Annotated in this window: 14 protein-coding genes; 6 read left to right on the top strand and 8 right to left on the bottom strand. The window is 47.5% G+C overall.

Annotated features, from left to right (window positions below):
• Positions 1–204 precede the first annotated feature (204 nt).
• From D0T92_RS01060 to D0T92_RS01075, 4 genes are all read right to left on the bottom strand, one after another.
• Positions 205–1,074: a lipid A biosynthesis lauroyl acyltransferase gene (locus tag D0T92_RS01060; protein WP_151049392.1), complete on the bottom strand. Its 870-nt coding sequence runs from the start codon at positions 1,072–1,074 to the stop codon at positions 205–207.
• Between the two features lie 89 nt (positions 1,075–1,163).
• A complete protein-coding gene (ruvC, locus tag D0T92_RS01065; protein WP_151049394.1) occupies positions 1,164–1,703 on the bottom strand; it encodes a crossover junction endodeoxyribonuclease RuvC in 540 nt (179 codons plus the stop codon).
• 39 nt (positions 1,704–1,742) lie between these two features.
• Complete coding sequence (prmA, locus tag D0T92_RS01070; protein WP_151049396.1) at positions 1,743–2,630, bottom strand: 50S ribosomal protein L11 methyltransferase; 888 nt, start codon at positions 2,628–2,630, stop codon at positions 1,743–1,745.
• Positions 2,631–2,886: 256 nt separating this feature from the next.
• Positions 2,887–3,369, bottom strand: coding sequence for an MliC family protein (locus D0T92_RS01075; protein WP_151049398.1), 483 nt, complete (start codon positions 3,367–3,369; stop codon positions 2,887–2,889).
• 285 nt (positions 3,370–3,654) lie between these two features.
• Between D0T92_RS01075 and dxs the strand changes: the two genes are divergently transcribed.
• Entirely contained in the window at positions 3,655–5,550 is a 1,896-nt protein-coding gene (dxs, locus tag D0T92_RS01080; protein ID WP_151049400.1) for a 1-deoxy-D-xylulose-5-phosphate synthase, read from the top strand.
• On the opposite strand, the gene D0T92_RS01085 is transcribed toward dxs, so the two are convergent.
• The gene (locus D0T92_RS01085) at positions 5,547–6,419 is read right to left on the bottom strand and encodes a Rossmann-like and DUF2520 domain-containing protein (RefSeq protein ID WP_151049402.1); all 873 of its coding nucleotides are present in this window, start codon (positions 6,417–6,419) and stop codon (positions 5,547–5,549) included. The genes dxs and D0T92_RS01085 overlap by 4 nt on opposite strands.
• Before the next feature lie 83 nt (positions 6,420–6,502).
• Here D0T92_RS01085 and minC point away from each other — a divergent pair, with 83 nt between their 5' ends.
• Genes minC through D0T92_RS01105 form a run of 4 tightly spaced genes read left to right on the top strand, consistent with a single transcriptional unit; the run spans position 6,503 to position 9,255 of the window.
• Complete coding sequence (gene minC / locus D0T92_RS01090) at positions 6,503–7,213, top strand: septum site-determining protein MinC (protein ID WP_151049404.1); 711 nt, start codon at positions 6,503–6,505, stop codon at positions 7,211–7,213.
• Positions 7,214–7,243: 30 nt separating this feature from the next.
• Positions 7,244–8,056 (top strand): septum site-determining protein MinD, encoded by an 813-nt coding sequence (gene minD, locus D0T92_RS01095; RefSeq protein ID WP_151049406.1) that lies wholly within the window; start codon positions 7,244–7,246, stop codon positions 8,054–8,056.
• A gap of 3 nt (positions 8,057–8,059) precedes the next feature.
• On the top strand, positions 8,060–8,329 hold the full coding sequence (gene minE, locus D0T92_RS01100) for a cell division topological specificity factor MinE (RefSeq protein ID WP_151049408.1): 270 nt from the start codon (positions 8,060–8,062) through the stop codon (positions 8,327–8,329).
• On the top strand, positions 8,326–9,255 hold the full coding sequence (locus tag D0T92_RS01105; protein WP_151049410.1) for a hydrogen peroxide-inducible genes activator: 930 nt from the start codon (positions 8,326–8,328) through the stop codon (positions 9,253–9,255). The genes minE and D0T92_RS01105 overlap by 4 nt, the downstream gene beginning before the upstream one ends.
• 401 nt (positions 9,256–9,656) lie before the next feature.
• Here D0T92_RS01105 and D0T92_RS01110 read toward each other — a convergent pair whose 3' ends face one another.
• Together D0T92_RS01110 and lysS are read right to left on the bottom strand one after the other, a co-directional pair.
• Positions 9,657–9,896 (bottom strand): hypothetical protein, encoded by a 240-nt coding sequence (locus D0T92_RS01110; RefSeq protein ID WP_151049412.1) that lies wholly within the window; start codon positions 9,894–9,896, stop codon positions 9,657–9,659.
• A 352-nt stretch (positions 9,897–10,248) separates the two neighbouring features.
• Positions 10,249–11,766, bottom strand: a complete 1,518-nt coding sequence (lysS, locus tag D0T92_RS01115; RefSeq protein ID WP_151049414.1) for a lysine--tRNA ligase — start codon at positions 11,764–11,766, stop codon at positions 10,249–10,251.
• A 299-nt stretch (positions 11,767–12,065) separates the two neighbouring features.
• Between lysS and gltX the strand changes: the two genes are divergently transcribed.
• Entirely contained in the window at positions 12,066–13,460 is a 1,395-nt protein-coding gene (gltX, locus tag D0T92_RS01120; protein WP_151049416.1) for a glutamate--tRNA ligase, read from the top strand.
• Positions 13,461–13,648: 188 nt separating this feature from the next.
• Here gltX and D0T92_RS01125 read toward each other — a convergent pair whose 3' ends face one another.
• Positions 13,649–14,218, bottom strand: a complete 570-nt coding sequence (locus D0T92_RS01125; protein ID WP_151049418.1) for an L-threonylcarbamoyladenylate synthase — start codon at positions 14,216–14,218, stop codon at positions 13,649–13,651.
• Positions 14,219–14,470 lie beyond the last annotated feature (252 nt).

Genomic DNA, 14,470 nt, shown 5'->3' on the forward strand with positions numbered 1-14,470 from the left:
TTTAAAAATGAGCAGAATTGTACGCCCTTTTGAGGCCGTCTGAAACTGGTTTGATATTTTTCAGACGGCCTTAGCGCTATCGGCTGGCTGATGCGTTCTGCTTGATTATTTTAATAAAATGTTTATATCAATAAGCCATATTGATATAAAAGAGTGCCTATATTTCAGACGGCCTGTTCGCTATGATACAGGCCGTCTGAAATCTTAATAAAAACTTTCTTCGCCTTCGGGGCGGGTTTTGAAACGTTTATGTAGCCAGAAATATTGCTCGGGATGTTCACGGATACGCGCTTCGATAAAGTCGTTCATGCGTTGGGTATCGGCTTCAGTATCGTCGGTCGGGAAGTTTTCCCAAGCCGGATAAAAACGCAGGGTAACGGTACCATCATCTTCACGCGTAGGAATAGCGGGAATCACACGGGCTTTCGTCATTGCGGCAATACGGCTTAATCCGGCAATGGTGGCGGTGGGAATACCGAAAAAATTCACAAAAATCGAATCATTGCGACCGAAGTCCTGATCGGGCAGATACAGAAACGGAGCATCGCTTTTTCTCATCTGTTTGATAATCGCGCGCAAGCCTTCGGTGCGGCCAATCAAAAAAACATTATTGTAACGGTGGCGGCCTTTGAGGATTTGTTCGTCTAAGGCTTTGTTTTTTTGATGCGAATACATACTGGTGAGCGGTACATCCTGATTCAGCGTATAAACCGCCATTTCAAAAGCAGTAAAGTGCGGGTAAAGCAAAATCACTTTTTCTCCGGCGGCCAGTGCATCATCTAAATAATGTTTATCGCGATAATGCACTTTTTCACGCAGCTTTTCTGCAGAGCTATACCAATACACACCGTATTCGAGCATCAGCTTGGCCATGTGCTGAAAGTGTCGTTTCAGCAATGCACGGCGTTGTTCTTCGTGCCAATCGGGAAAACATTTGCGCAGGTTGATTTCACCGATTTTCCGTCGCGGTGCTACGGCATAATACGCCAGCGTGCCGATAAAATCGGCCAATTTCTGAATCATGCCGAAAGGCAGCAATTGAATCAGGTAAAGAATAAAAAAAGCAAATTTCATATCATTATTTATATTTCATGGTTATGGCGGCATTCCCTATACATTCAATCTGATAATTCTATATTACAAAGCTTGGTTAACAAACTTCATCAACGTTGGAAGCGCCCGCGTTTCACTTGCAAAGCTCCTTGTTGGAGTTGTGCCCCCAAGCTGTGGTTACGCAAAGCATGGGTCAGGGCAACGGCCAAACCGTCGGCAGCATCGGCTTGCGGTGTACCCGACAGCGACAGCATTTGTACCACCATATGCTGAACCTGCTCTTTGGCCGCCTTCCCTTTGCCGACTACCGCCTGCTTCACCTGAAGCGCGGTATATTCGAATACGGGCAATTGATGCATCACCAAAGCAGCAATAGCCGCCCCGCGCGCCTGCCCGAGCATCAGCGTGGATGCGGGATTCACATTCACGAATACTTGTTCGACTGCCGCCTGATGCGGTTGGTAGTGCCGGATAATTTCATCAATGTGTTTCACAATCACGGCAATCCGTTCTGCCAACGGGGCGGCCGGCGGGGTTTTGATACAACCCGAAGCGACATAAAAATGTTCGCGGCCGCTTACATCAATCACCCCGAAGCCAGTAACGCGGCTGCCGGGGTCGATACCTAAAATACGGATCGTTTTATTCATTTGCACGGTCTTATGGTTTCAGACGGCCTAAACCGACGATTAACGCCGGGTACCGCTCAAACATGCCCAACCGTCATCGGTTTGCACAGGGGCAAGTTCGAACCATTCATTGTAAATACTGCTCATTTCTTCGACTTGTTCGTCAAGAATGCCGGATAACACAATCCGGCCGCCCTGTTTGGTACGTTCGGCCAGCAAACTGCCGAGCATCCGCAAGGGGTTGGCTAAAATATTGGCAACCACAACGTCAAACTGATGCGGCGGCAAGGCATCGGGCAGCAGGAAGGTGGCCGATACATTGTTTTGCGCGGCATTATTGTTGCTGGCACGGATCGCCTGTTCGTCGATATCCACACCGGTGGCACTGCCGGCACCCAGTTTCAGGGCGGCAATGGCGAGAATACCCGAACCGCAACCGTAATCCAAAACGGATTCGCCACCTTTGAGGTTGTTGTCCAGCCACTGCAAACACAGGCGGGTCGTCGGATGGCTGCCGGTGCCGAATGCCAAACCGGGGTCTAATTGCAGGTTAACGGCATTTTCATCGGGTGCATCATGCCATGACGGGGTAATCCATAAACGTTCGGAAATCTGAATCGGATCAAACTGCGCCTGAGTCAGCCGAACCCAATCTTGCTCGGCCAATAATTCTGTTTCATATTCGGGAACGGCGATACCGCAATCTTCGGCGGCTGAGGCCACAGCGGGGGCAACATCGGCGGACTCATCAAACAATGCAATCACTTTGCTCTGCTGCCAAATTTGCTCGGCCGGCATTCCCGGCTCACCGAAAATGGCCTGCTCATTGGCCGTTCCGGCATAAGCATCTTCAATGGCAGCCGAAAGCGCACCGTGTTCCATCAGCGCATCGGCAAGGCGTTCGGCAACATTATCTTTAACGGCAATCGTGATTTGTTGGTAAGACATAGCGGATATTCTTTCTGAGGCCGTCTGAAAACAAAACGGCCGGTGATTGGAAAAACAAAGACAACCGGCAATCTATAAACTTAACACAGCCGGAACCTGAAGCGGTTTGTTGCGCGATTCTAACAAAAAAAGGCATCAGGTCAAACTGAAAAACCATATATCTTGAATAAGATACATCAATAAACACTTTGCCGTTATTCATATAATGAGGCCGTCTGAAACCTTTCAGACGGCCTCCAATAGAAACGGCCAATGCTTACAAAGGCATACAGTTTCTCATTATAATGTCATCAACATCAATCATTTCACTGGCGACTTCTTGTTTTTCAGTACGGGTCAAGAAGCCGTTGCCTTCGGCATATAAATCATTGCTGCCTTGATTGTCTACGCGCCAAGTATAAGTGCCGTTGCCGAATGTAATCGTGTCGGCATTGCTGGCTTCAGTATCATGGTTTAGTTTGAGTGTTTCGTTGTCAAAGCGCACCTCAGCCACCGCACCATTGTTTTCCATATAATAACGGGCATCCAGAGTATTACCGTCGCTACACTGGAAAGAGCGCCAATCCGCATCTTTTTCCGCAGCCAGTTTACCGAGAGAGGCAGGCGCGGCATCGGATGTTTCTACGGCAGAAGTGGCGGCGGCAGATTCGGTTTCCGCAGGTGCGGCCGCTTGTTCCTGACTACAAGCCGCCAAAACAGGCAGCAACATAAAAGGCAAACATAATTTAAGCAGTTTCATATCGATTTCCGAAAATGATGATAAGAATAAACGGATAAGAATCAGGCCGGCTTATCTAACGGCTTGATTCCGCTACAGCAGGCTTCAAACCTAATATTCAAACACCTGTGCCATAACATAATTATTCTAATATAGAATATCAAAACGCAGTATAGAATATTTACAGTCAATTTTATTTATTGACAAGCATAGGGCTTTCAGACGGCCGGTGCATACCCCGCTATACAATCTCTTGCTATAATGACACGCTATACGCCGTTATCCAGCCAAAATAAAGACCACACCATGAGCCAAACCCCTTTACTCGACACCATTAACCTGCCGGAAGATTTACGCGGCCTAGATGCCAAACAACTGCCGCAAGTAGCAGAAGAATTGCGTACCTTTCTCTTGGCATCGGTCGGGCAAACGGGCGGGCATTTCGCCAGCAATCTCGGTGCGGTCGAGCTGACGGTTGCGCTACATTATGTTTACAACACGCCGGAAGACCATTTGGTTTGGGATGTCGGTCATCAAAGCTATCCGCACAAAATCCTGACCGGCCGCAAAGACCGCATGAACACCATGCGCAAATACGGCGGTTTGGCAGGGTTTCCCAAACGCAGCGAATCCGAATACGACGCTTTCGGAGTCGGCCATTCTTCTACTTCGATAGGAGCCGCACTCGGCATGGCAGTGGCAGACAAACTGGCCGGCAATGATAAACGCAGTGTCGCCATTATCGGCGACGGTGCCATGACGGCAGGCCAAGCTTTCGAAGCCTTAAATTGTGCGGGCGATATGGATATTGATCTGCTCGTAATTCTCAATGACAACGAAATGTCGATTTCACCCAATGTCGGCGCCCTGCCCAAATACCTTGCCCGCAATGTGGTGCGCGATATGCACGGGCTGTTGAGCACGATTAAAGCCCAATCCACCAAAGTATTGGATAAACTGCCGGGTGCCTTGGAAATCGCCCAAAAAGTCGAACACAGAATCAAAACCATCGCAGGCGAAGCGGAGCACGTAAAACAATCTTTATCACTGTTTGAAAACTTCGGCTTTCACTATACCGGCCCGGTCGACGGTCATAATGTCGATAATCTGGTGGAAGTACTTCAGGATTTGCGCCATAAAAAAGGCCCGCAAATCCTGCATGTGATTACCAAGAAAGGGCAAGGCTACAAACTGGCCGAAAATGATCCGGTCAAATACCATGCCGTTTCCACACTGGCACAAGACAATAAAGAAACCGTACCCAGCACACCGAAACCGGCCGCCAAACCGACTTATACGCAAATCTTCGGCAAATGGTTGTGCGATCAGGCCGCCGCCGACAGCCGCTTAATCGCCATTACCCCCGCCATGCGGGAAGGCAGCGGCTTGGTCGAATATGAAAAACAGTTCCCCGAGCGTTATTTTGATGTCGGCATTGCCGAACAGCATGCGATTACCTTTGCCGGTGGCTTAGCCTGTTGCGGTAGCAAGCCTGTTGTCGCCATCTACTCCACCTTTTTACAACGCGGCTACGACCAACTGATTCACGATATTGCCTTACAAAACCTACCGGTTTTATTTGCGATCGACCGTGCCGGCATCGTCGGTGCCGACGGCCCTACCCATGCCGGTTTATATGATTTAAGTTTCTTACGCTGCGTACCAAATATGGTCATCGCCGCACCGAGCGATGAAAACGAATGCCGGTTGCTGCTATCAACCTGCTATCAGATAGACGGCCCGGCTGCGGTACGCTATCCGCGTGGTTCGGGTATCGGTGCCGATGTTTCAGACGGCCTGAATACCGTGCCCGTCGGCAAAGGATTAATCAAACGCGAAGGTAGAAAAACCGCATTTATCGCATTCGGCAGTATGGTACAAACCGCACTCGAAGCGGCAGAAACATTGGATGCCACCGTAGCCGATATGCGCTTTGTGAAACCTTTAGACGAAGCCTTAATCTGCAGCTTGGCACAATCGCACGATTATCTGGTTACCATTGAAGAAAATACCGCACAAGGCGGTGCGGGCAGTGCGGTATTGGAAGTATTGGCCAAACACAATATCTGCAAACCGACCCTATTATTGGGCGTGGCCGATACGGTTACCGAACACGGCGACCCCAAACGGCTGATTGATGATTTAGGCTTGAGCACCGAAGGCGTATTACGGCAGGTTCAAAACTGGCAGGCTCAAATTTAATGTGCCTTGCCGTCTGAAAGATTCAACACTTTTTCTAATGCGTTGATTTGCCCGCTACCCAAACGCGGACGTGCCAAATCCAATGTTGCGGCCGCCCAAATACGGTATTTCTGCCGCTCGGCTTCATCCATCACCGACAAATGCCCTTCTACCGTCGAATCGTCTCCCCGCACAATAGGGCCGGTGAGTGCCGATAAAGGCGGCAGTTCGGCCAGATTGTCAACACTCTGCCTCATTAAGCCGGACACCAGCTCTCTCACCAATTCGTCTGAAAAATGTAGCGGTGCCAATAAATCTTGGGCAAACGCCGCCAACGTAACCGAAAAATTAGACGCCGCCGACAAAGCCGCATGATAACGGGCTTTCTGTTGCGAAGAAATTTCAAATGCTCGCAATCCGGCAGCTTCAGCCAACTCATGTAGTTTTGTCATACCCTCGGCATCGGCCGCTTCTAAAGCACATAAATTTCCCGCCAATTCCCGTATGGATTTTTCTACATCGGCAAATGCGAAAACAGGATGTAAACTGCCGACTGTCGCACCGCATTTGACAACTTCATCTAATACGCATATTGTTTTTGCTCCGCTGAAATGCATTACTAAAGTTTCATTGGCCAACCAAGGCAGTTGAGCCACTTGTGCGGCCGTATTTTTCAATACATTATCCGGCGTAGCGATTAATACTGCGTCTGCCGGCGGCAGATCTTGGATACGGGGAACTATCATATTGGCTGAATAGTCTGCCAAAACGCCGGGTTTGTTTTTTCGGGAAACCGCAGCAGCCCATTTCCACCTGCCGCTTTTCGGCAAAACGGCGGCAAAAGTCTGCCCGACACGGCCCATACCGACAATATGGAAGCTTTTTTTCATTTCAGATGGCTCTAACGGATTGAATAGCTAAGGTTAACACGGTAAACTTAGCCCCATTAAATTTTTTTATGACTGCCTTTAAAATGAAAACAGCTTTTGAAGTGAAATCAGCACGTCTTGATGTGCTTTCCGTACAGTTACATACTGCGGACTTAGGGGAATTGGAAGATTTTTTACAACAGCGTGTCAGCCAACACAAAGAACTCGGCAGTATGCTGTTTTTATTGGATGTACAGGAATTCAACAGCCCCGGCGAATTAAATATTCCCGGCATTGTGTCGCTGTTTGCCCGTTACGGCCTGCAAATCATCGGCCTGCGTCATCAAAATGAAGCATGGGCGGCACACGCCCAAGCCTATCATCTGACCTTCAGCCGTAATGACAGTAAAATTTCCGAACCACCGGCTAAAACCGCACCTGCCGCATCCGAACAGGTTCAGGCAACCGTTATCAGCAAGCCGACGGTATTAGTCAGCACCCCGATTCGAACCGGACAACAGGTCTATGCTGAAAATGCCGATTTAATCGTTACCGGCATCGTAAACGAAGGTGCGGAAATTATTGCCGACGGCAATATCCATGTATACGGCGCCATGCGCGGCCGTGCATTGGCCGGCGCAACGGGCAACCGTGATGCCAGAATTTTTATTCATTCCATGCAGGCCGAATTGGTATCGGTAGCGGGAATATACCGTAATTTCGAACAAAGCCTGCCGGCGCACCTCCATAAAAAAGCCGTGCAGGTATCGCTCCAAGAGAACCGTCTGGTCATTAGTGCCATAGACGAAGAATAATTGTTTTGATTGCTCAATAAAGGAAACATCGTGGCAAAAATCATTGTAGTAACTTCAGGTAAAGGCGGCGTAGGCAAAACCACTACCAGCGCCAGTATCGCCTCCGGTTTGGCTCTGCGCGGCCATAAAACCGCCGTTATCGACTTCGACGTGGGTTTGCGTAACCTCGACCTGATTATGGGATGCGAACGTCGTGTGGTTTACGACTTAATCAACGTTATCCAAGGTGAAGCTTCGCTAACTCAGGCACTGATTAAAGACAAACATTCCGACAACCTCTACATCCTCCCCGCTTCGCAAACCCGCGATAAAGACGCTTTAAACCGTGAAGGTGTGGAAAAAGTATTAAAAGAGCTCGCTAATGATATGAGCTTCGAATACATTATCTGCGACTCTCCGGCCGGTATTGAGCAAGGTGCGCTGATGGCACTTTATTTTGCCGATGAAGCCATCATTACCACCAATCCGGAAGTTTCCAGCGTACGCGACTCAGACCGTATTTTGGGCATTCTGCAAAGCAAAAGCCGTAGAGCCGAACAAGGCGAAACCGTTAAAGAACACCTGCTGATTACCCGCTATTCACCCGAACGGGTTGAAAAAGGCGAAATGCTTTCCGTTCAAGATATTTGTGATATTTTACGCATTCCGTTAATCGGCGTGATTCCGGAATCGCAAAACGTATTGCAGGCATCTAACTCGGGCGCACCGGTTATTCATCAAAACGAAGTCGTTGCGGCGGAAGCTTATAAAGATGTCGTGTCGCGATTGTTGGGTGAAAACCGAGAAATGCGTTTCCTCGAAGCCGAGAAAAAAGGCTTCTTCAAACGCTTATTCGGAGGTTAAACAATGTCATTGATTGATTTATTGTTTGGCAAAAAAAATAAAACGGCTGCCGTTGCTCGTGACCGCCTACAAATCATTATTGCGCAAGAGCGTGCCAAAGAACAGGCGCCCGATTATCTGCCAACCCTGCAAAAAGAACTGATGGAAGTATTGTCCAAATACGTTCACGTATCTTTGGACGATATCCGTATTTCCCAAGAAAAACAAAACGGCATGGATGTGCTCGAATTGAATATAACCCTGCCGGAGCAAAAAAAGGCTGAAGAAGCATGACTTTAACAGAATTGCGTTACATTGTCGCAGTAGCACAGGAGCGTCATTTCGGGCGCGCCGCCCGTCGCTGCTTCGTCAGCCAGCCTACTCTTTCGATTGCCATCAAAAAATTGGAAGAGGAGCTGGCCGTATCGCTGTTTGACCGGAGTAGCAACGACATTATCACCACTGAAGCGGGTGAGCGCATTGTTGCTCAGGCCCGTAGGGTGTTAGAAGAAGCCGATATGATTAAGCACCTTGCCAGCGAAGAGCAAAACGAGTTGGAAGGCGCGCTCAAGCTCGGTTTGATTTTTACCGTTGCCCCCTATCTGCTGCCCAAACTGATTCTTTCCTTGCGAAAAACCGCACCCAATATGCCTCTGATGTTGGATGAGAATTACACCCAAATTCTCACTGAATCACTTAAACGCGGCGATTTGGATGCGCTTATCGTAGCCGAGCCTTATCAAGAACCCGGCATTGTCACCGAGCCTTTATATGATGAGCCGTTTTTTGTGATTGTGCCGAAAGGCCATCATTTCGAAGAGCTGGATACGATTACCCCCGAAATGCTGTCACAAGAGCAGGTATTGTTGCTCACCGAGGGGAACTGCATGCGCGATCAGGTGTTGGCAAGCTGCTCCGAATTGGCTTCTCGCCAAAAAATTCAAGGGCTCACTAATACCCTACAGGGTAGTTCCATCAATACCATCCGTCACATGGTTGCCAGCGGATTAAGCATCAGCGTATTGCCGGCTACGGCATTAACCGAAAACGACCATATGCTGTTCAGCATCATTCCCTTTGAGGGCGAAGCGCCGCACCGTCGCGTCGTATTGGCATACCGCCGCAACTTCGTACGCCCCAAAGCACTATCCGCTTTACGCCAAGCAGTGCTGACTTCTCAATTAAATGGTGTGGACTTTATCAATGAAAATGCCGGCTAAGGCCGTCTGAAACAACGATATAAAAATAACCAAACAACCGTATTTCACACTGAGATACGGTTGTTTTATTTTCCACATATCTATTCTTTTATTTCATTCACAACCGCTTCCTTTATACCTTTAATCGCTTGAAAAACAGCATAAAAAGGTTAGCCTATTAAGATCAAGAAGGCCGTCTGAAACAACGATATAAAAATAACCAAACAACCGTATTTCACACTGAGATACGGTTGTTTTATTTTCCACATATCTATTCTTTTATTTCATTCACAACCGCTTCCTTTATACCTTTAATCGCTTGAAAAACAGCATAAAAAGGTTAGCCTATTAAGATCAAGAAGGCCGTCTGAAACTTTTTTCAGACGGCCTTCTTATCCCTTCAATAAACACTCAGTTATTTATTAACGGCTTTCAGTACGACCCAAGTGTTCATAATTATATTGGAAAACAGAATCATCAATTCCGGTACGCGGTGCAATAAATTGGATGCTGTCTTCTTTATTATTATTGGTTGCTTGTAAACCGGCAATCGGGCCTGAATCATTGGCATAGTCGTATTTAGGCATATGCGCACCGCGGGCAGAAGCAAAAGAAGTGGCTAAAGTAGCTAAAGCGGCGAAAGTAAGTATGGTTTTTTTCATGATGATTATCCTCATTATGTATCGTGTTTTATGTAGTTAAAAGTCAAACAACGTTTTGAAACTTGCTGCTTGTTATGTTGATGTGTGTATTTTATAAAACAACCATAAATTGATAAATACCAATTTTATTTAACATTCATTTCCTATTTGGAAACATTAAAATTGTTTATAAACGATATGGAAAACCGATAAATACTATTTTTCAGACAGCCATATTCCTCACAATAGGTAAAAACCAATCTATATACCAATGAAATCTAGTGATATAAAACCGCTTATTAAAACCCAAATAAAAGGCCGTCTGAAAGCTTTCAGACGGCCTCACTTTATCCATTAAATTAGTTTAGAAGTATTATTCCGGACGCATTTGCGGAAACAGAATCACATCGCGGATAGATTGCGCATCGGTTAACAACATCACCAAGCGATCCAAACCGATACCGCTGCCTCCGGTGGGCGGCAAACCGTATTCCATAGCGCGGATATAGTCGGCATCATAATGCATTGCTTCATCATCGCCGGCATCTTTTTGCGCGACTTGCGCTTTAAAGCGGGCGGCCTGATCTTCGGGATCGTTTAACTCCGAATAGCCGTTTGCCAGCTCGCGACCGACGATAAACAGCTCGAAACGGTCGGTTAGGCCGGGCTTGGTATCGGATGCACGCGCCAGCGGGGAAACTTCAACCGGATAATCCACAATAAAGGTCGGGTTCCACAATTGGCCTTCGGCACAACCTTCAAATAGCGCCAATTGCAGGCTGCCGATACCGGGCGACGGTGGAATTTTCTCGCCGTGTTTCACAATTTCCTGCTTCAACCATGCTTCATCGTTAAGCTGTTCGTCAGTATATTGCGGATTGTATTTTTTAATTGCTTCGAGAATGGTTAAGCGTTCAAACGGGCTTTCCAAATCCACTTCCTTGCCGTTGTAGCTTAACTTGGCCGTTCCACACACTTCCAACGCCGCATTGCGGATAACGCCTTCGGTCATTTCCATCATACGCTCGTAGGTTGAAAACGCCTCATAGAATTCCATCATCGTGAATTCGGGGTTATGGCGGGTACTCATGCCCTCATTGCGGAAACTGCGGTTGATTTCAAACACGCGTTCCAAACCGCCGACGACCAACCGTTTCAAATACAATTCCGGTGCAATCCGCAGATAAAGCGGAATATCCAGCGCGTTATGATGAGTAATAAACGGCTTGGCCGTAGCCCCGCCCGGAATCGGGTGCATCATCGGCGTTTCTACTTCCAGATAACGCTCGCCAACCATGTAATTACGCACGGCCTGAATGATTTTACTGCGCTTGATAAACACATCGCGCGAATCTTGGTTCGTAATCAAATCGGCATAGCGCTGGCGGTATTTTTGCTCTTGATCGGTCAGGCCTTTATGCTTATCGGGCAGGGGGCGCAAAGATTTGGTTAACAAATGCAGCTTGCTTGCGCGCACGGTTAATTCACCATGATTGGTTTTAAACAATGTGCCTTCAATGCCGATAATATCGCCCAAATCCCAATGCTTAAACGCATTATGAACGTCTTCACCCACACCCTGATTATTCACATAAACCTGAATCTGGCCGCTCATATCCTGAATGGTGGCAAAACTGGCTTTACCCATCGCCCGCTTCAGCATCATGCGGCCGGCCACTTTAACCGGAATGGCTTGCGGGTCTAACTCGGCTTTTTCCAGATTGCCGTAGCGCTCTTGCAAATCACCGGCAAACGCATCACGCCGATACTGATTAGGGAAAGCAATACCGTTTTTACGGATTTCATTCAGTTTTTCACGACGCAAGGCAATGATTTGGTTTTCATCCAATTGCGTTTCGTTTTGCTCGGGGATAGAAGGCTGTTCACTCATATTATTTTCCAAAAAAAATCAGGCGGTTTGATACTGCCCGAATAGTTGAATATTTGGGTGTTATTGTACGCCTTTTCTGCCTTTTTATCTATTCGGGCAAAGGCCGTCTGAAAACTTAAAAATAGAGAAAAACCTGCTCATACTTATCGGCTGTGCCCGTTATTAAGCAAAAATACCGGATTCATGGTTATATTCATTAAAATATCGTGCATACTCTGCCCAATCAGGCTACCGTTAGCTATAGCATATTTCACCGCCCCTCTATACAATACAACTTTCAGTATTATCGGAGCATTTCCATGACTATCCGCACCCGTTTTGCCCCCAGCCCCACCGGCTACCTACATATCGGCGGCGTCCGCACTGCGCTGTTTTCTTGGGCGTTTGCCAGAAAACACAAAGGTGAATTCCTGCTGCGTATCGAAGATACCGATTTAGAACGTTCCACTGCCGAATCCGTCAATATTATTTTAGACGGCATGCGGTGGGTCGGTTTGGATTACGACAATGCCGATAATGTGATTTATCAAACCCGCCGTTTCGAACGTTATAAAGAAGTGCTGAACGAGCTTTTACAGCAAGGACAGGCTTATCACTGTTATTGCAGCAAAGAAGAGCTGGAAGCCATGCGCGAACAGGCAGAAAAAAACGGCACGGCCACTTACGACCGCCGCTGGCGGCCTGAGTCCGGTAAAACACTTCCGCCGATTCCCGCCGATGTCGAGCCTGTTATCCGCTTTAAAACGCCTATTGAGGGCACAACCACTTGGTATGACTTGGTGAAAGGCGAAATCAGCATTCCTAATTCGGCCTTAGATGATTTGATTATCGCCCGTGCCGACGGTACACCCACTTATAACTTCTGCGTGGTGGTTGACGATTATGATATGGGCGTGACTCATGTGATTCGCGGTGATGATCATGTCAACAACACCCCGAAACAAATCAACATTTTAAAAGCAATGGGCACTAAACTGCCTGAATATGCCCACCTGCCGATGATTCTGAACGAGCAGGGTAAAAAAATATCCAAACGCAGCGGTGATACCGTAGCCATTACCGATTTCGGCCAAATGGGTATTTTGCCGCACGCAATGTTGAACTATCTGGCGCGCTTGGGTTGGGCACACGGCGACGATGAATTCTTCACCATGAAGCAGTTTATCGAATGGTTTGATTTAAAAGACGTTTCGCCGTCTCCCAGCCGTATGGATATGAAAAAACTATATTGGATTAACGGCGAGCACATTAAAGCGACACCCGATAACGAATTGGCGGAATTGATCCGCCCCCGTTTGGCGGTTCGCGGTGTGGAAGAAACCGAGAAGCCCTTGCTGGAAGATGTTTTAGATTTGGTGAAAGACCGCGCCCAAGATTTAAATACTTTGGCCGACGAGTGTATTTATTTCTACCAAAAAGGCACGCCTAGCGAAGCCGATATGCAAAAACATTGGGATGAAGACACTCAGGCGCGGATGTTGCGCTTTGCCGATAAACTGGAAGCATTGAGCGACTGGAATCCCGAAGCCATTCATGATTTATTCAAACCTTTCTGCGAAGAAGAAGGCATTAAAATGGGCAAACTCGGTATGCCCTTGCGGTTGGCCGTGTGCGGCACAGCCAAAACACCGAGCATAGATGCCGTATTGGCATTAATTGGCAAAGAAGAAGTTTTAAACAGAATCCGCAATTAAACATTATTTTTGCCGATTGTTGTTAGAAAAGGCCGTCTGAATATGTTTTCAGACGGCCTTTTAATATCATTTTCAAATAGTTAGCATTATAGAAATAAAGTAACCCATTATTTTATTTTCAGACTTCCATGCTTATAACCGCATGCTTGCCCACACCAATCAAACCCCAACCTTAGCCCAATAAGGCTTTAACGCAGCCGCTTTCCGGTTTCCCCATCAATAATCTGACTGGGGGATTTTTGGTTGCCGATACGCCCGCCGACAATCCATACATCACGCCCGAACTGCCTTTTCGCTTCTCGCAAAGTTTTGCAAGGACGGCGGCCGGAACGGTTGCATGATGTCGAAACCAGCGGCGTATCAAGTATCGCACACACATCCCGCGCACCCTGATGCGCAGGCACGCGTACGGCCAGCTTATCGCGCATCCGTCCGCGCAGGAGCATCGGTAAACGGCGGCAAGGCAGCAGAAAGGTTTTCGCGGCCGGCCATTCGGCAGCGAGCATAGCGGCCGTATTTTCAGACGGCCTTTTTAATAAAGGCAATAATTGCGGCAAGCTGCTGCCAATCACAATCATGCCTTTATGTTGCGGCCGCTTTTTAATACGAACCAGTTTTTGCAACGCCCGCACATGAGTAGGCAGGCAGCCCAAGCCGTAGCACGATTCGGTAGGGTAAGCCAGCAGTCCGCCGCGTTTTAAATGGGCGGAAAGTTTGATACGGGCAGCGGCAGAAAGGAAACAGGTGTGTTTTATCATAGGCGTTTATGCTATCAATTTATTTCACGACAAGCTATTTCTTTTTACGGCATATTCTTGTATTAAACAGTCGGGCTATGCCACAACATAATATATCGAAAAAAACCGACATTCATTATTTGAGATAGATGAAGATTGATATTGTCTTTATAGAAATAAGCCGTCTGAAAACCAATGCATGCAGGCTTGGCATACTGTTTAATACAATCTACTTTATTTTAATTCAATACCAACAATGAGGCCGTCTGAAAA

Origin of the sequence: Neisseria zalophi, from assembly GCF_008807015.1 — a bacterium.
In the GTDB taxonomy this organism is placed as follows: Bacteria; Pseudomonadota; Gammaproteobacteria; order Burkholderiales; family Neisseriaceae; genus Neisseria; species Neisseria zalophi.

What these genes read in the sequence shown, in the direction of transcription:
- D0T92_RS01105 (WP_151049410.1), top strand. Translation starts at nt 8,326, where the DNA reads ATGACTTTAACAGAATTGCGTTACATTGTCGCAGTAGCACAGGAGCGT.
- lysS (WP_151049414.1), bottom strand. Translation starts at nt 11,766, where the DNA reads ATGAGTGAACAGCCTTCTATCCCCGAGCAAAACGAAACGCAATTGGAT.
- minC (WP_151049404.1), top strand. Translation starts at nt 6,503, where the DNA reads ATGAAAACAGCTTTTGAAGTGAAATCAGCACGTCTTGATGTGCTTTCC.
- D0T92_RS01110 (WP_151049412.1), bottom strand. Translation starts at nt 9,896, where the DNA reads ATGAAAAAAACCATACTTACTTTCGCCGCTTTAGCTACTTTAGCCACT.
- gltX (WP_151049416.1), top strand. Translation starts at nt 12,066, where the DNA reads ATGACTATCCGCACCCGTTTTGCCCCCAGCCCCACCGGCTACCTACAT.
- D0T92_RS01075 (WP_151049398.1), bottom strand. Translation starts at nt 3,369, where the DNA reads ATGAAACTGCTTAAATTATGTTTGCCTTTTATGTTGCTGCCTGTTTTG.
- D0T92_RS01125 (WP_151049418.1), bottom strand. Translation starts at nt 14,218, where the DNA reads ATGATAAAACACACCTGTTTCCTTTCTGCCGCTGCCCGTATCAAACTT.
- D0T92_RS01060 (WP_151049392.1), bottom strand. Translation starts at nt 1,074, where the DNA reads ATGAAATTTGCTTTTTTTATTCTTTACCTGATTCAATTGCTGCCTTTC.
- dxs (WP_151049400.1), top strand. Translation starts at nt 3,655, where the DNA reads ATGAGCCAAACCCCTTTACTCGACACCATTAACCTGCCGGAAGATTTA.
- prmA (WP_151049396.1), bottom strand. Translation starts at nt 2,630, where the DNA reads ATGTCTTACCAACAAATCACGATTGCCGTTAAAGATAATGTTGCCGAA.
- D0T92_RS01085 (WP_151049402.1), bottom strand. Translation starts at nt 6,419, where the DNA reads ATGAAAAAAAGCTTCCATATTGTCGGTATGGGCCGTGTCGGGCAGACT.
- minE (WP_151049408.1), top strand. Translation starts at nt 8,060, where the DNA reads ATGTCATTGATTGATTTATTGTTTGGCAAAAAAAATAAAACGGCTGCC.
- ruvC (WP_151049394.1), bottom strand. Translation starts at nt 1,703, where the DNA reads ATGAATAAAACGATCCGTATTTTAGGTATCGACCCCGGCAGCCGCGTT.